This is a genomic window from Halalkalibacter kiskunsagensis, assembly GCF_037027555.1.
GTDB classification, from domain to species: domain Bacteria; phylum Bacillota; class Bacilli; order Bacillales; family Bacillaceae_D; genus Halalkalibacter; species Halalkalibacter kiskunsagensis.
Genome location: NZ_JAXBLX010000014.1, coordinates 15,574 through 32,171 on the forward strand (window position 1 = coordinate 15,574; position 16,598 = coordinate 32,171).

The window sequence follows — 16,598 nt, forward strand, 5'->3', positions numbered from 1 at the left end:
AGAGGTATTAATAACTTCATCTCATTTCGGAGGTTTTCATGCAAACATATAATCGAGTAATATTGAAGCTAAGTGGTGAAGCATTAGCAGGAGAACAAGGTTATGGTATTGATCCAATAGTGATCCAATCTGTAGCGAAACAAATTAAAGAAATTGTTGAATTAGAAGTAGAAGTAGCTGTTGTTGTTGGAGGCGGAAACATCTGGCGTGGGATGGCTGGAAGTGCAAAGGGAATGGATCGTGCGACGGCTGATTACATGGGTATGTTAGCAACCGTCATGAATTCGTTGGCTTTGCAAGATAGTTTGGAAGATATTGATGTTGAAACTAGAGTTCAAACGTCGATTGAAATGCGTCAAGTAGCAGAGCCATATATTCGTCGTAAAGCAATTCGTCATCTTGAAAAGAAACGTGTTGTTATCTTTGCAGCAGGGACAGGAAATCCATATTTCTCTACGGATACTACTGCTGCTCTAAGAGCAGCGGAAATTGAGGCAGAAGTTATTTTAATGGCTAAAAATAAAGTAGATGGAGTTTACAGTGCAGATCCTTCTGTAGATACTACTGCTAAGAAATATACAAAGATTTCTTATATGGATGTATTAAAAGAAGGGTTAGCTGTTATGGATTCAACAGCTTCATCACTTTGTATGGATAACGACATTCCACTAATTGTTTTTTCTATTATGGAAGAAGGCAATATTAAGCGAGCGGTACTAGGTGAAGAGATTGGCACATTAGTAAGGGGGAATTCATAATGTCACAAGAAGTGAAAAAAGATGCAGAAACACGAATGGCAAAAGCGATAGAAGCTTTAAACCGCGAATTAGCTAAATTAAGAGCTGGGCGTGCTAATCCAGCATTGCTTGACCGTGTTGCGGTAGAATACTATGGTGCTGAAACGCCACTTAATCAATTGGCAACGATATCGGTACCGGAAGCAAGGCTACTATTGATTCAACCATTTGACAAGTCTTCTATTGCCAATATCGAACGTGCTATTCAAATGGCTGACCTTGGGTTAACACCTTCGAATGACGGTGCGGTTATTCGAATTCAAATCCCTCCATTAACAGAAGAACGCCGGAAGGATCTTGTAAAGCTAGTAAAAAAATCAGCTGAAGAAGCGAAAGTTGCGGTTCGTAATGTTCGTCGTGACGCAAATGATGATTTAAAGAAGCGTCAAAAAGATGGAGAAATGACAGAGGATGAGCTACGTCGTAGCACAGATGATGTTCAAAAATTAACCGATAAGAGTATTGCTCAAGTTGATGACGTAGCAGAAAAGAAAGAAAAAGAAATCATGGAAGTGTAAGCCAGTTCCATGTAAAATAGACATAGTAAAAGACCCTCTCTTATCTTAGGGGGTTTTTTACACTTTCTTACTTGTTATGAGTCTTCGAAAAAAAGGTAAAGCTAGAAGGAGACGAACCTGCTGCTACATAGATGGAGGGCGCGAACATGCTTGAAAAGTTAACAAAATGGAAGTCGTCTTTATCTTCACAAGAAGGACCGAAGATAGAAGATGTAAATGTCCCACGGCATATCGCTATTATCATGGATGGGAATGGTCGTTGGGCAAAAAGAAAGGGATTACCACGAATTGCTGGACATCGTGAAGGAATGAAAGTCATTAATAAAGTTGTTCGAAAAGCAGATGAGCTTGGTGTTGAAATCTTAACATTATACGCATTTTCAACTGAAAACTGGAAGCGTCCAAAAACAGAAGTGGATTACTTAATGAAATTACCTGAACGCTTTCTGAACAAAGAATTACCAATGTTAATGGAGAAAAATGTGAAAGTGCGTTTAATGGGAAGTATTGAAAACTTACCTGAGCATACGAAACGAGCTGTTTCTAAAGCTGTTAAAGATACAGAAAAGAACACAGGTCTCATTTTAAATTTTGCACTTAACTATGGAAGCCGTTTTGAATTAATGGAAGCTGTAAAAAAAATTGCAAATCAAATTGAAAATGGATCGTTATCAGCTGAAGAGATTAATGAATCTGTTTTAAAGGAGAATCTGATGACCGCTGAATTACGTGATCCAGATTTACTAATTCGAACAAGTGGAGAAATTCGCTTGAGTAATTTCATGTTATGGCAAGTCGCGTATAGTGAATTTTGGTTTACAGATGTTTTGTGGCCGGATTTTGATGAACAGCACCTAGTGGAAGCCATTGCCGTCTATCAAAAACGAGCTCGTAGATACGGTGGCGTTTAAAGGGGCGATGTTAAATTGAAAGAAAGAATAATAACAGGGATTATTGGTGGAGCTTTCTTTGTCACGATGGTTTTATTTGGTGGTTGGGTTTTTGCGTTGTTTATTTCAATTGTCGCATCTATTGCAATGATGGAGTTATTGAAAATGAAAAAAATAGCTCCACTCTCGTTAATGGGGATTATTAGTTTATTTTCAATGTGGCTACTACTCGTACCGACAAATTGGTTTGAACTAGTAGTTCCTTCTTATTTTACAAAAGTTGAAATTTTCATCTTTATGATCTTGGTCTTGCTTATGTTTACCGTTATTACAAAAAACTCATTTACTTTTGACCAAGTTGGTTTTGTTATCCTATCTTCGGTATATGTCGGGTTTGGATTTCATTATTTAATTATGACACGTGATATACCAGAACATGGTTTGTTTCTTGTATTTTATGTCCTGTTATTAATTTGGACAACCGATTCAGGTGCGTACTTTGTCGGTCGGAAATGGGGTAGGAATAAGTTATGGCCAGATATTAGTCCGAAGAAAACAATTGAGGGTTCTATTGGTGGAATTGTAGCAGCTTTGATTGTCGGTACTATTTTTTACTTTTTCTTTCCCGTTTTTTCAAGTTATATAACAGCTTTACTTGTAATTATTGTTGCATCGATATTTGGTCAATTAGGTGATTTAGTAGAATCAGCTTTAAAGAGGCATTATGCTGTCAAAGACTCAGGAAATGTCTTACCAGGCCATGGAGGTATTTTAGATCGATTTGATAGTTTGATTTATGTCATGCCTATTCTTCATTTGCTTCAACTAATCTAGGCCAACAATTAAAGCAATATGTGAGATAATTTATAATAGTAGGTGAGTAAGTTGAAGCATATTAGTTTATTAGGTGCTACTGGTTCTATCGGAACACAAACGTTAGATGTTATTCGTAAGCACCCTAACCACTTTAAATTAGAATCAATGTCAGTAGGGAAAAATATAGAACTCGCGATTGAACAAGTTCATGAATTTACTCCAAAGCTTTTATCCGTACAGTCGGAAGAAGATTATGATAAACTAATACATGAGGTGCCTAGTTCGACAAGAGTTGTTCATGGAAACGATGGGTTAATAGAAGTAGCAACAACAGAGAAATCAGAAATTCTTGTCAATGCTGTTCTTGGTAGTGTGGGTTTGTCGCCAACGCTCGCTGCAATACAGGCGGGAAAGACAATCGCTATCGCTAATAAAGAAACGCTAGTAACAGCTGGTCATCTTGTGACAGAAGAAGCGAAACGATATAATGTATCGCTTCTGCCAGTTGATAGTGAACACTCTGCGATTTTTCAAGCATTGAACGGGGAGAATATAAAAGAAGCTGACCGCCTAATTCTTACGGCTTCCGGTGGAAGTTTTCGTGACCGTTCGCGCGAAGACCTTGTGAATGTTACCGTTCGCGAAGCGCTCAACCACCCGAATTGGTCTATGGGTGCAAAGATCACAATTGATTCTGCAACAATGATGAATAAAGGGCTTGAAGTAATTGAAGCACGTTGGCTTTTCGATATGCCTTATGAGAAAATTGATGTCGTTCTACATAAAGAAAGTATTATACACTCAATGGTTGAATACATAGACGGGAGTGTGATTGCTCAATTAGGAACACCAGACATGCGAGTTCCTATTCAATATGCACTTACGTATCCGAAACGACTTCAATCGATTTCACATGAGAGATTAAACCTCTGGGAATTAGGAGCCTTGCACTTTACTAAGCTTGATATGGATCGATTCCGGTGTATATCATTCGCTTATGAAGCTGGGAAACTTGGTGGGACGATGCCGACAGTTTTAAACGCTGCAAATGAAACAGCAGTTGCATATTTCTTAGAAAACCGATTGTCTTTTCTAGAAATTGAACATGTTATTGAACAAGCTCTTGAAAGACATTCTCTTATTAAAAAGCCAACATTGGAAGAAATAATTGCAGTTGATGCTGAGACGAGAGCCTTTATCCACTCAACGATCAAATAAGAAAGGTGGAATTTTAAGCGATGAATACTTTATTATCAGTCATTGTAATTTTCGGCCTTCTAGTTTTCATTCACGAATGGGGACATTTATACTTTGCAAAACGGGCTGGCATTTTATGTCGGGAATTTGCGATTGGTTTTGGTCCGAAAATTTTTTCTTTTAAACGAAATGAAACGGTTTATACGATTCGTTTGCTTCCACTAGGTGGCTTTGTAAGAATGGCCGGGGAAGACCCAGAAATGATTGATATTAAGCCTGGCTACGAGATTGGACTTGTATTTAATGCAGCGCGTAAGGTAAGCAAAATTATCATTAACAACAAGTCTAAACATCCGGAGGCACTTGTTGTCCAAGTTGAGAAAATAGATTTAGAACGTGAACTCATCATTGAAGCTTATAATGATGAAGGCGAGCGAATGCAGTATAAAATTGATAATCAAGCAATCCTTGTTCAAGATGAACAGGAGACGCAAATAGCCCCGTGGAACCGTCAGTTTGGCTCGAAAACAGTTGGTCAGCGTGCTTTAGCTATTTTTGCTGGACCGATGATGAATTTTCTTTTAGCAGTTGTAATCTTAATCGCATTTGCATTATTCCAAGGGATGCCTGTTGATGAAGCTCAAATAGGTGATGTAACTCCTGATAGTGCAGCCATTGAAGCTGGATTACAAGAGGGAGACCAGGTTATAGCGATTGATGGACAACCGATTGATACATGGGATGAGATGACAAGCATTATTCAACAACATCCAAATGAATCAATTGTCTTTGAAGTAGAGCGGAGAGGACAATCTTTAACCATCCCTGTAACGCCATCAGAAAGAGTTGGACAATTTGGAGATCCTGAAGGTTTTGTTGGGATTGCTAGGCCAACTGAATTTTCACTTATGGGTTCTATAATGTTTGGTTTTACGCAAACGTATATGTTTATGACAATGATCTTTGAAGTGTTAGGGATGATTGTTACAGGAAACTTTTCATTGGATTATGTTGCTGGCCCTGTTGGAATTTATAATTATACTGGTGAGGCAGCGGCAATGGGGATCTTTGTATTAATGCAATGGGCAGCTGCTTTAAGTGTCAATTTAGGCATAATCAATTTACTTCCTATTCCTGCAATGGACGGTGGACGGCTGATTTTCATTGGACTTGAAGCAGTTAGAGGTAAGCCAATGGACCCTCAGAAAGAAGGACTTGTTCACTTTATTGGCTTTGCTTTACTTATGCTGTTAATGATTGTTGTTACTTGGAACGACATAAATAAGTTTTTTATGTAAATTGTAAATAGAAGAGTTGGAAAGGACTTTCACAATGAGACAACGCAATTATTTATCACCAACATTACGGGATGTACCTGCTGATGCAGAAATTAAAAGTCATCAACTCATGTTACGAGCAGGCTTGATTCGTCAAACAGCTTCAGGTATCTATTCTTATCTTCCATTAGGGAAAAAAGTCCTAAGAAAGGTAGAAGAGGTCATTCGCGATGAAATGGATGCCACTGGCGGGCAGGAAGTGCTAATGCCAGCTATTCAACCTGCTGAGCTTTGGGAGGAGTCTGGTCGCTTAGGAGATTACGGTCCTGAATTAATGAGGTTGAAAGATCGTCATAATCGTGACTTCGTTCTAGGTGCAACTCACGAAGAAGTGATTACGACATTAGTACGTGACGATGTTCAATCATACAAAAAACTGCCAATGAATTTGTATCAAATCCAAACCAAATATCGTGATGAAAGAAGACCGCGATTCGGGGTACTTCGTTCGCGTGAGTTTATTATGAAAGATGCTTATTCATTTGATACATCTAAAGAAGGGTTAGATGAGAGTTACGAGAAGATGTATGATGCTTATCAGAATATTTTCTCGCGTTGCAATCTAAATTTCCGTGCAGTAGAAGCTGATTCAGGAGCAATTGGTGGAACGGATACGCATGAATTTATGGTACTTAGTGAGATCGGAGAAGATACAATTGCTTATTCAAACGAATCTGACTTTGCAGCAAATATTGAAATTGCCCCTGTTCGTGTTAGCTATACAAAATCAGAAGAAGCATTCGGAGAACTTCAACTCGTTAATACTCCAAATGTGAAGACGATTGATGAAGTAACTTCCTTTTTAGGAGTGAATTCTAGTAATACGATTAAGTCACTTCTTTATATTCTCGATGAACAACCAGTTCTTGTTCTAGTGCGTGGCGATCATGAAGTGAATGAAATCAAAGTAGGAAATGTTCTTGGAAAAGCGTCTATAGAACTTGCTACACCTGAACAAACGGCAACTATATTAGGTTGCGAAACGGGCTATATAGGACCGATAAATGTGTCCGATTCAGTAAAGGTTATTGCTGATCATGCAGTGGAGTTCATCGTGAACGGTGTATGTGGGGCAAATGAAGCGGGAAAGCACTATAAAAATGTAAATCCAAGTCGTGACTTTCAAGTGTCTTGTTATGAGGATCTTCGATTAATACAAGAAGGAGATCCTTCACCTGATGGCAAAGGGACGATTCAATTTGCAATGGGGATTGAAGTTGGTCATGTATTTAAATTAGGTACGAAATATAGCGAGGCCCTTGGAGCGAAGTATTTAGATGAAAATGGAAAATCACAAACGATGATCATGGGTTGTTATGGTATTGGTGTATCAAGAACGGTAGCAGCTATTGTTGAACAGCATCATGATGAGAATGGGATTGTTTGGCCGGCATCAGTCGCACCATTTGATATTCACCTTGTGACAATCAATGTGAAAGACGAAGAACAAAAGCAATTAGGAGAAGAACTTTATCAAACATTAAAGCAAGAACGATACGAAGTCTTATTTGATGACCGACCGGAACGTGCAGGTGTTAAGTTCAAAGACTCAGACTTAATTGGTCTTCCAATACGAATAGGCGTTGGGAAAAAAGCGTCAGAAAGTATTGTTGAGGTAAAGGTAAGGAAGACCGGAGATATGATTGAAGTACATGTGTCCGAACTAGTAGAAACATTAAACAAGCTATTTCGTCAATTATAAGTACACAAATGAGGGTGACTCAGCAATCAGGTTCTGATTTCTAGTCGGTAGGCGCGTGTGAACTTAACTCACTGCAGCTATTGAATTAGGAGAGGTTCTTGTGAGTCAGCCTCTTCTCTTTTCATGTGAAAAACATCATTTAAAAGAAAATGGGGGAGGAATGATTCTATGTCACAAGATGAACAGGTCCGCAAAGAACGGCTTCAATTGCTTCTCCAGCAGTTACAAATACCTGAACAAATAATGAAAACTCATTTTCAAGGTGCGATGATCCGTAAATTAGTCATCTCGAAAGAAAAAAGAGCATGGCATTTTCATATTGATGTACCTGTAGTCGTTCCAGCGTCAATCTTTGAATTGTTTTCTGAGCGATTGCGTGTCACATTTGAGCATATTGCGAATGCTACATTCAGTTTTCATTATTCAAGCAATGAACTGCAAGAATCACAGTGGATTGATTATTGGCCATTAATTATTTCGAAAATATCTCAAATATCCGAGGGCATACGTGAACTCTTAAATAAACAAACGCCAACTTATGATGGAAAAAGGCTTGTTATCCAAGTTCGCAATGAAACAGAAGCTGTAGCGTTGAAACGTAAATTAACAGAACCGTTTCAAGAAACAATTTCATCATTAAGCTTGCCGCCTATTAAAATAGATACTCATATTTATGAATCAAAACAAGAATTTGAAAAGTTTGTGGAAAAACGTGATCAAGAAGATCATTCGAAAGTGGTAGAAGCAATACTTGAGAAGAAGAAAAATGAAAAGCAGGCTGAAAAAGAATTGAGTGGTAAGCCTTTAGTAATTGGATATCCAATAAAAGATGAGCCAATGCCACTTGAAGCGATTGTGGATGAAGAACGCCGTGTAACAGTGCAAGGGTACGTATTTAATGCAGAAACAAGGGAACTACGAAGTGGGCGGACTTTATTAACTTTTAAAATAACCGATTATACAGATTCAATATTAGTAAAAATGTTTTCAAGAGATAAAGAAGATGTGCCTCTTCTGCAAGCAATTAAAAAAGGAATGTGGTTAAAAGTACGAGGCGGCATCCAAAATGATACGTTTGTACGTGATCTTGTCATGATTGGAAATGATGTGAATCAGTTGAGCCCAGTTGAACAGCTTGATTCAGCGAGTGATGGAGAAAAAAGAGTGGAGTTACATCTTCATACGACAATGAGTCAAATGGATGGACTAGTATCGGCAGGAAGATACGTAGAGCAAGCTGCAAAATGGGGACATCCAGCAGTAGCTGTAACAGACCATGGGGTTGTACAAGCATTTCCAGAAGCTTATTCTGCAGGGAAGAAGCATGGAATTAAAGTTTTGTTTGGACTTGAAGCTAATCTAGTTGATGACGGTGTTCCAATTGTCTATAATGAAGCCCATCGTTTGTTAATGGAAGATGAATATGTTGTATTTGACGTTGAGACAACAGGCTTGTCTGCTGTATACAATACGATCATTGAGCTAGCTGCAGTCAAAATAAAAGGTGGAGAAATCATTGATCGTTTTGAATCTTTTGCTGACCCCCACGAGCCGTTAACCAATACGATCATTGAACTAACAGGAATAACAGATGACATGGTAAGAGGGCAGCCAGAAATAGCCGATGTTTTACGAGATTTTAAAGAATTTACTAGCGATGCGATTTTAGTTGCACACAATGCTAGTTTTGATATGGGATTCTTAAATGTTGGATATCAAAAAATTGGACTTGATGAAGCGTCAAATCCAGTTATTGATACGTTAGAGCTTGGTCGTTTTCTTTACCCAGAGTTAAAGAATCATCGACTTAATTCTTTGTGTAAGAAGTTTGATATTGAACTAGTAAGTCATCACCGGGCAATTTATGATGCCGAAGCGACAGGATATTTACTTTGGAAGATGGTAAAGGACGCAAATGAACGGGATATACAATATCATGATCAATTAAATGAACATATGGGGCAAGGGAACTTCCATAGGCAACGCCCTGCACATTGTACGATACTAGCTCAAACACAAGAAGGACTAAAAAATTTGTATAAACTCGTGTCAATGTCGCATGTTGATTATTTCTTTCGAACTCCACGCATTCCTAGGTCACAGCTGCAAAAACATCGAAAGGGTTTATTAATTGGATCAGCGTGTGACAAAGGTGAAGTGTTTGAAGGTATGATGCAAAAATCAGCGGATGAGGTAGAAGAAATCGCTAAGTTCTACGATTATTTTGAAGTACAACCTCTTGTTACGTATCAGCATTTAATCGAAAAAGAGTTAGTTAAAAGTGAACAAGCATTGCAAGAAATAGTTTCGAATATTGTTCGGCTAGGAGAAAAGTTAGAAAAGCCAGTTGTCGCTACGGGTAATGCCCATTATTTACACAAAGAAGACTATGTTTATCGAAAAATTTTAATCGCATCCCAAGGTGGTGCTAATCCATTAAATAAACAAACATTACCTGAAGTTCATTTCCGTACGACTGTTGAAATGCTTGATGCTTTTTCTTTTCTAGGTGAAGAGAAGGCTAAAGAAATCGTCGTAGCCAACACACAAAAAGTAGCCAATATGATTGACGAAATTCATCCGATACCTGATGACCTTTACACTCCTAAAATTGAAGGTGCTGATGATGAAATAAGACAAATGAGTTATAACATGGCTAGAAGCATTTACGGGGAAGAGTTACCGGAGATTGTCGAGGCACGAATTGAGAAAGAACTAAAGAGTATCATTGGTCATGGTTTTGCCGTTATTTATTTAATCTCCCATAAACTTGTTAAAAAATCATTAATTGATGGCTATTTAGTTGGTTCGCGTGGGTCTGTAGGTTCTTCGTTTGTGGCAACGATGACAGAAATAACAGAAGTCAATCCACTTCCTCCTCATTACGTTTGTCCTAAGTGCCATCATTCTCATTTCTTCGATGATGGTTCAGTAGGTTCAGGGTACGATTTACCGGATAAGGATTGTACAGAATGTGGAACCCCTTATGTAAAAGATGGACAAGATATCCCATTTGAAACTTTTTTAGGATTTAAAGGGGATAAAGTCCCCGATATTGATTTAAATTTTTCAGGGGAGTACCAACCGAGAGCCCACCACTATACGAAGGAATTGTTCGGTGAGGAATATGTGTATCGTGCAGGGACAATTGGGACAGTTGCAGAAAAAACGGCATACGGATATGTAAAAGGCTATCAAGGAGATCATGACCTTCATATGAGAGGTGCTGAAATTGATCGACTTGTTTCTGGCTGTACAGGAGTAAAACGGACATCTGGACAACACCCAGGTGGAATTATTGTTGTTCCAGATTATATGGACATACATGATTTTTGTCCAATACAATTCCCAGCTGATGATAAGAACTCTGAATGGAAGACGACTCATTTTGATTTCCATTCCATTCATGATAATTTGCTCAAACTTGATATTCTTGGTCACGATGACCCAACAGTCATTCGGATGTTGCAAGATTTAAGCGGAATAGACCCGAAAACGATTCCGACAGATGATCCTGAAGTCATGAAAATCTTTAGTGGACCTGAAGTGTTAGGCGTATCTGAAGAGCAGATTATGTGTAAAACAGGAACGCTTGGAATTCCTGAATTTGGAACTAGATTTGTTCGTCAAATGCTTGAAGAAACAAAGCCAAGTACATTCTCTGAACTCGTGCAGATTTCAGGGCTTTCGCATGGTACGGATGTCTGGCTAAACAATGCAAACGAACTAATTTATAATGGCACTTGTGAATTGAAAGATGTGATCGGTTGTCGTGATGACATTATGGTTTATTTAATTTATAAAGGTCTCGATCCTTCATTAGCCTTTAAAATTATGGAGTTTGTTCGAAAAGGCAAAGGACTCCAACCAGAGTGGATTGACGAAATGAAAAAGCATGATGTCCCAGATTGGTATATTGGCTCATGTCTTAAAATTAAATATATGTTTCCGAAAGCCCATGCTGCAGCCTATGTGTTAATGGCTGTGCGCATTGCTTACTTTAAAGTGCATCACCCAATTTTGTATTATGCATCTTATTTTACTGTTCGCGCAGATGACTTCGACTTAGATACGATGATTAAGGGATCAGCGGCAATTAAAGCAAAAGTACAAGAGATTAACGCAAAAGGCTTAGATGCCTCGCCTAAGGAGAAGTCTGTTTTAACCGTTCTTGAGCTTGCTCTTGAAATGTGTGAGCGAGGGATTTCATTCCAAAAAGTTGATTTGTATCGTTCGAGTGCTACCGAATTTATTGTTGAAGATCAAACATTATTACCTCCTTTTAATGCGATGACGGGTGTTGGTACAAATGCAGCACTTAATATCGTGAAAGCAAGAGGAGATCGAGAGTTTCTCTCAAAAGAAGATTTGCAACAAAGAAGTAAATTAACAAAAACGGTTCTAGAGCATTTAGATGATCATGGTTGCTTAGAGGGAATGCCTAATTCTAATCAGCTTTCTCTGTTTTAGTCAAGCCCCTGTTCTGTTGCAATGCTATTAAGAGTATGGTATTGTGTTAGATGGTAATACTTAGAATACGTTACGCAAAAAGAGTGGGGAAACCCACTCTTTCGTTGTTCGCTCTACTTTATTCTAAAAAAGCGGCGTAACTGAAGACAAAGTAAGTAACGATCATTCGGTTAGCTATTATACATGAAATAGTAGAACAGCGAGGAGGGTACAGATGAGTAAGAAAGTTACTGAGTTAACAAGCGAATTAGTAACCCCTATATTAGATGATTTAAATCTTGAGCTTGTTGATGTTGAGTTTAAAAAAGAGGGTCCGAATTGGTTTCTCCGAATTTTTATAGACTCAGATACGGGTGTTGACTTAGAAGATTGTGGACAAGTGAGTGAAAAAGTGAGCGAGAAGCTTGATGAACTTGATCCTATTGGGCAGCCTTACTTTCTTGAAGTTTCTTCACCAGGGGCAGAACGGCCACTTAAAAAGGAAAAAGATATAATAAAGGCAATAGGAAAGAATGTCTACGTATCAACATACGAGCCCATTGAAGGCGAAAAGGCCTTTGAAGGAAAATTAATTGACTTTGATGGTGAAGATTTAGAAATCGAAGTGAAAGTAAAAACTCGTAAAAAAGTTTACACTATACCATATGATAAAGTAGCAAATGCAAGGCTAGCTATTATTTTCTAATTGTTTAAATGGAGACTAGTATGCTTTGTCTTGACGATTGAAAGGGGGAAGTATAATCCATGAATAGTGAATTTATGGATGCGTTGGCAACATTAGAAAGAGAAAAAGGGATCCAAAAAGATGTCATCATCGAGGCCATTGAAGCAGCCCTTATATCTGGTTATAAACGTAACTTTAATCAAGTTCAGAATGTACGTGTCGATGTAAACAGAGATAACGGTAGTATTCGCGTCTTTGCAAGAAAAGTAATAGTTGAAGAGGTTTTTGATGCACGTCTTGAAATTTCACTAGCCGAGGCACAAAAGATAAATCCAAGCTATGAAGTAGATGATATTGTTGAGATTGAGGTCACACCGAAGGATTTCGGGCGAATTGCCGCACAAACAGCAAAGCAAGTAGTAACGCAGCGAGTACGTGAAGCTGAACGTGGAATTATTTATTCTGATTTTATTGATCGAGAAGAAGACATTATGACAGGGATTGTTCAACGTCAAGATCATCGTTTTATTTATGTGGATTTAGGAAAAGTTGAAGCACTTTTGCCATTAAGTGAGCAAATGCCGAATGAAAGTTATAAACATAATGATCGAATCAAAGCATTTATAACGAAGGTCGAGAAAACGACTAAAGGTCCACAAATATTAATTTCACGTACACATCCAGGCTTGTTAAAACGTCTATTTGAGCTTGAAGTTCCAGAAATTTATGATGGTACTGTTGAGATTAAATCCGTTTCTCGTGAGGCAGGAGACCGTTCGAAAATTGCCGTGCATGTAGATAATCCAGAAGTCGACCCGGTAGGTGCGTGTGTTGGACCTAGAGGACAGCGAGTTCAAACCATCGTCAACGAGTTAAAGGGTGAAAAGATTGATATCGTTCGTTGGTCAGAAGATCCTGTTGAATATGTAGCAAATGCATTAAGCCCGTCTAAAGTATTAAAAGTAAATGTCAATGAAGAAGAAAAAATGACTCAGGTTATTGTTCCGGATTATCAACTTTCACTTGCTATCGGCAAGCGTGGACAAAATGCAAGGTTAGCGGCCAAGTTGACAGGCTGGAAAATTGATATTAAGAGTGAATCCGATGCAAGAGAGCTCGGTTTACTAAGTGAAGAAGAAGAGCTTGAACCAGTAGCGAACGAAGAAGATGTCTTTGTTCCAGATTTTGAAGATCAAGAATAAAAGGAGATGGGGCCGGTGAAACAACGAAAAGTTCCTCTTCGAAAATGCATTGTAACAAATGAAATGAAGCCAAAGCAAGAATTGATTCGTATCGTTCGTTCTCCAGAGGGAACTGTAGCAGTTGATATAACTGGAAAGAAGAATGGACGAGGAGCCTATATGACTAACGATGATGAAGTGTTTGAAATAGCTAAGAAAAAAGATGTATTATCAAGACATTTGCAAACTAAAGTAGATCCTACTATTTATGATGAATTGCGTGAAGCAAGCAAACGGAGTCGAAAATGAATAGAGGATGGTTGTCATTACTTGGATTAGCTGCACGAGCAAGAAAACTTGTAACAGGGGAAGAGCTAGTTTTGAAAGAAGTGAGAAGAAAATCAGTACGATTAGTCATTCTCTCTTCTGATGCTGCAGAACAAACAAAGAAAAAAGTATTGGACAAATGCGGCCATTACAACATACCGGTACGAATAACGTCTGAGCGTGCAACACTTGGGCAAGCTATCGGCAAAGCGGAGAGAGTCGTCATTGGTGTAATGGATGATGGATTTGCGAAGAAAATGACCGCATTAATCGACCAATGATTCTGGAGGTAAGTATATGAAAAAAATGAGAATATATGAATATGCAAAAGAAAAAGACGTAGCAAGTAAAGTGATTATTGATCAATTGAAAGAATCAGGATTTACAGTAACAAATCATATGTCTGTTATCGATGAAAAGATGATGGAAACTTTAACAGGAAAGAAGACTAGCTCTTCTCAAAGTACGGCTACAGCCACAAAGTCGAGTGAGCAAACAGACAATCGTCCTTCTAAGCAACAAAAGAATGATGGGAAACATAACCAATCAAGACAACAAAAAAACAAAACACAAGGTCAACAAAATCGTGGAAACAAAGGACAAAACAACAAGCGTGGTGGTGGGCAACAACAACGTCAAGAGCCGCCGAAACCAAAGCCTTTGCCAGAAAAGATTACATTTGTCGGTTCTCTAACGGTTGGTGAAATAGCTAAGAAGTTACATAAGGAACCTTCAGAAATTATTAAGAAACTGATGGGCTTAGGTGTTATGGCGACAATCAACCAAGAGTTAGACAAAGACTCAATTGAATTAATCGCTGGTGATTATGGTGTTGAGGTTGAGGAAGAAATTGTTATAGATGAAATGGACTTTGAAAGTTATGTTGATGACGATTCAGAGGAAGACTTACAAGAGAGACCACCTGTTGTGACAATTATGGGACACGTTGACCACGGGAAAACAACGTTGCTTGACTCTATTCGTCATACAAAAGTGACGGAAGGAGAAGCTGGGGGGATCACACAACATATTGGTGCTTATCAAATTGAATCAAATGGAAAGAAAATCACGTTCCTTGATACGCCTGGTCACGCAGCGTTTACAACCATGCGTGCACGTGGTGCTCAAGTAACAGATATAACAATTCTTGTTGTAGCAGCAGATGATGGTGTTATGCCACAAACAAAAGAGGCGATTAGCCATGCGAAAGCAGCAGGTGTGCCGATTATTGTAGCGGTTAACAAAATTGATAAAGAAGCAGCAAATCCAGATCGTGTTATGCAAGAGTTAACTGAGTATGAACTTGTTCCTGAAGCATGGGGAGGAGATACAATTTTTGTGAATGTGTCAGCTCTTGCAGGTACAGGTATTGATGAATTAATCGAGATGATTCTTCTTGTCTCAGAGGTAGAAGAATTGAAAGCCAATCCAAACAAATTAGCAAAAGGTACTGTAATTGAGGCTGAGTTAGATAAAGGTCGCGGAGCTGTTGCAACTCTTCTTGTACAAAGCGGGCAGTTAAAGGTCGGTGATCCAATTGTAGTTGGTTCTTCATTTGGACGTGTTCGTGCAATGGTCAATGATCTTGGCCGTCGCGTAAAAGAAGTTGGCCCATCTACTCCAGTTGAAGTTACTGGACTCAATGATGTTCCACTTGCCGGAGATCAATTCCAAGCGTTTGCAGATGAGAAGAAGGCTCGTCATATAGGTGAGGCACGAATGTCTCGTCACCGTGAAGAGAACCTTTCAGAAAGCTCGAAAGTCAGCTTAGATGATCTATTCAATCAAATCCAGCAAGGTGAAGTTAAAGACATCAATATTATTATTAAAGCTGATGTTCAAGGTTCTGTTGAAGCAATGCGCGGTTCATTAGAAAAAATCGATGTTGAAGGTGTAAAAGTAAATATCATTCACGCAGGTGTGGGTGCAATTACAGAATACGATGTAATGCTAGCATCAGCTTCTAATGGGATAGTGATTGGTTTTAATGTACGTCCTGACGTAAATGCAAAACGTACGGCAGAGGCTGAGAAAGTTGATATTCGTCTACACCGTGTTATTTATAATGCAATTGATGAAATTGAAGCTGCAATGAAAGGGATGCTTGATCCAGAATTTGAAGAAAAAGTCATTGGTCAAGTTGAAGTTCGAACAACTTTCAAAGTATCAAAAGTCGGAACGATTGCAGGTGCTTACGTAACAGAAGGAAAAGTAACAAGAGATTCGACAGTGCGTCTAATCCGTGATGGAATTGTTATTTATGAGGGTTCAATTAATGCATTGAAACGTTTTAAAGACGATGCCAAAGAAGTTGCTGCAGGATACGAGTGTGGTATTACCCTTGAAAAATACAATGATATTAAAGAAGGCGACATTATTGAAGCGTATGTAATGGAGGAAATCGAGCGTAAATGATTATAGGGTTCGTGCGCCTCGAACTCCTCATTTATGATGCCGGGTCTTTGAAAGAAAAACGATCTGTTTTAAAAAGTATTCAAACAAGATTGAAGCAGCGTTTTAATCTTTCTGTTGCAGAAACGGATCATCATGATGTTTGGCAACGTGCTGAATTAACGATGGTAACTGTTTCAAATGAGCGTGCCGTTTGTGAGCGCGAATTACAAAAAGCTCTTGCATTAATTGATGGGGAACCTGAGGCAGAAAGAACGGTTACGGATTATGAATGGCTCTAATGTAGA

General features: G+C 38.6%; 14 protein-coding genes. All 14 read left to right on the plus strand.

Features of this window, described 5'->3' with window-relative positions:
• Positions 1-38 precede the first annotated feature (38 nt).
• The 14 genes from pyrH (at position 39) to SLH51_RS09935 (ending at position 16,592) form a co-directional block, all read left to right on the plus strand.
• Positions 39-758 carry a UMP kinase gene (gene pyrH, locus SLH51_RS09870; RefSeq protein ID WP_335961088.1) on the plus strand — a complete coding sequence of 240 codons (720 nt, stop codon included), beginning with the start codon at positions 39-41 and terminating at the stop codon, positions 756-758.
• Positions 758-1,315, plus strand: coding sequence for a ribosome recycling factor (gene frr / locus SLH51_RS09875; RefSeq protein ID WP_335961090.1), 558 nt, complete (start codon positions 758-760; stop codon positions 1,313-1,315). Before pyrH ends, frr begins: the two co-directional genes overlap by 1 nt.
• A gap of 146 nt (positions 1,316-1,461) precedes the next feature.
• Positions 1,462-2,226, plus strand: a complete 765-nt coding sequence (locus tag SLH51_RS09880) for an isoprenyl transferase (RefSeq protein WP_335961092.1) — start codon at positions 1,462-1,464, stop codon at positions 2,224-2,226.
• 15 nt (positions 2,227-2,241) lie between these two features.
• Entirely contained in the window at positions 2,242-3,039 is a 798-nt protein-coding gene (locus SLH51_RS09885) for a phosphatidate cytidylyltransferase (RefSeq protein WP_335961094.1), read from the plus strand.
• A gap of 51 nt (positions 3,040-3,090) precedes the next feature.
• Positions 3,091-4,239, plus strand: a complete 1,149-nt coding sequence (locus tag SLH51_RS09890; RefSeq protein WP_335961096.1) for a 1-deoxy-D-xylulose-5-phosphate reductoisomerase — start codon at positions 3,091-3,093, stop codon at positions 4,237-4,239.
• A gap of 20 nt (positions 4,240-4,259) precedes the next feature.
• Positions 4,260-5,516 carry an RIP metalloprotease RseP gene (gene rseP, locus SLH51_RS09895; protein WP_335961098.1) on the plus strand — a complete coding sequence of 419 codons (1,257 nt, stop codon included), beginning with the start codon at positions 4,260-4,262 and terminating at the stop codon, positions 5,514-5,516.
• Positions 5,517-5,550: 34 nt separating this feature from the next.
• Positions 5,551-7,257 (plus strand): proline--tRNA ligase, encoded by a 1,707-nt coding sequence (locus SLH51_RS09900; protein WP_335961099.1) that lies wholly within the window; start codon positions 5,551-5,553, stop codon positions 7,255-7,257.
• 168 nt (positions 7,258-7,425) lie between these two features.
• The gene (locus SLH51_RS09905; protein ID WP_335961100.1) at positions 7,426-11,727 is read left to right on the plus strand and encodes a PolC-type DNA polymerase III; all 4,302 of its coding nucleotides are present in this window, start codon (positions 7,426-7,428) and stop codon (positions 11,725-11,727) included.
• 214 nt (positions 11,728-11,941) lie between these two features.
• Positions 11,942-12,412, plus strand: coding sequence for a ribosome maturation factor RimP (gene rimP / locus SLH51_RS09910; protein WP_335961101.1), 471 nt, complete (start codon positions 11,942-11,944; stop codon positions 12,410-12,412).
• 59 nt (positions 12,413-12,471) lie between these two features.
• A complete protein-coding gene (gene nusA, locus SLH51_RS09915) occupies positions 12,472-13,593 on the plus strand; it encodes a transcription termination factor NusA (RefSeq protein WP_335961102.1) in 1,122 nt (373 codons plus the stop codon).
• A 15-nt stretch (positions 13,594-13,608) separates the two neighbouring features.
• Positions 13,609-13,881, plus strand: coding sequence for an RNase P modulator RnpM (gene rnpM / locus SLH51_RS09920; protein WP_335961103.1), 273 nt, complete (start codon positions 13,609-13,611; stop codon positions 13,879-13,881).
• Positions 13,878-14,180: a YlxQ family RNA-binding protein gene (locus tag SLH51_RS09925; protein ID WP_335961104.1), complete on the plus strand. Its 303-nt coding sequence runs from the start codon at positions 13,878-13,880 to the stop codon at positions 14,178-14,180. Before rnpM ends, SLH51_RS09925 begins: the two co-directional genes overlap by 4 nt.
• Positions 14,181-14,196: 16 nt before the next feature.
• Positions 14,197-16,314, plus strand: a complete 2,118-nt coding sequence (infB, locus tag SLH51_RS09930; protein ID WP_335961105.1) for a translation initiation factor IF-2 — start codon at positions 14,197-14,199, stop codon at positions 16,312-16,314.
• Positions 16,311-16,592, plus strand: a complete 282-nt coding sequence (locus SLH51_RS09935) for a DUF503 domain-containing protein (RefSeq protein WP_335961106.1) — start codon at positions 16,311-16,313, stop codon at positions 16,590-16,592. Before infB ends, SLH51_RS09935 begins: the two co-directional genes overlap by 4 nt.
• Positions 16,593-16,598 lie beyond the last annotated feature (6 nt).

What these genes read in the sequence shown, in the direction of transcription:
- pyrH (WP_335961088.1), top strand. Translation starts at nt 39, where the DNA reads ATGCAAACATATAATCGAGTAATATTGAAGCTAAGTGGTGAAGCATTA.
- frr (WP_335961090.1), top strand. Translation starts at nt 758, where the DNA reads ATGTCACAAGAAGTGAAAAAAGATGCAGAAACACGAATGGCAAAAGCG.
- SLH51_RS09880 (WP_335961092.1), top strand. Translation starts at nt 1,462, where the DNA reads ATGCTTGAAAAGTTAACAAAATGGAAGTCGTCTTTATCTTCACAAGAA.
- rseP (WP_335961098.1), top strand. Translation starts at nt 4,260, where the DNA reads ATGAATACTTTATTATCAGTCATTGTAATTTTCGGCCTTCTAGTTTTC.
- SLH51_RS09900 (WP_335961099.1), top strand. Translation starts at nt 5,551, where the DNA reads ATGAGACAACGCAATTATTTATCACCAACATTACGGGATGTACCTGCT.
- SLH51_RS09905 (WP_335961100.1), top strand. Translation starts at nt 7,426, where the DNA reads ATGTCACAAGATGAACAGGTCCGCAAAGAACGGCTTCAATTGCTTCTC.
- rimP (WP_335961101.1), top strand. Translation starts at nt 11,942, where the DNA reads ATGAGTAAGAAAGTTACTGAGTTAACAAGCGAATTAGTAACCCCTATA.
- nusA (WP_335961102.1), top strand. Translation starts at nt 12,472, where the DNA reads ATGAATAGTGAATTTATGGATGCGTTGGCAACATTAGAAAGAGAAAAA.
- SLH51_RS09925 (WP_335961104.1), top strand. Translation starts at nt 13,878, where the DNA reads ATGAATAGAGGATGGTTGTCATTACTTGGATTAGCTGCACGAGCAAGA.
- infB (WP_335961105.1), top strand. Translation starts at nt 14,197, where the DNA reads ATGAAAAAAATGAGAATATATGAATATGCAAAAGAAAAAGACGTAGCA.
- SLH51_RS09935 (WP_335961106.1), top strand. Translation starts at nt 16,311, where the DNA reads ATGATTATAGGGTTCGTGCGCCTCGAACTCCTCATTTATGATGCCGGG.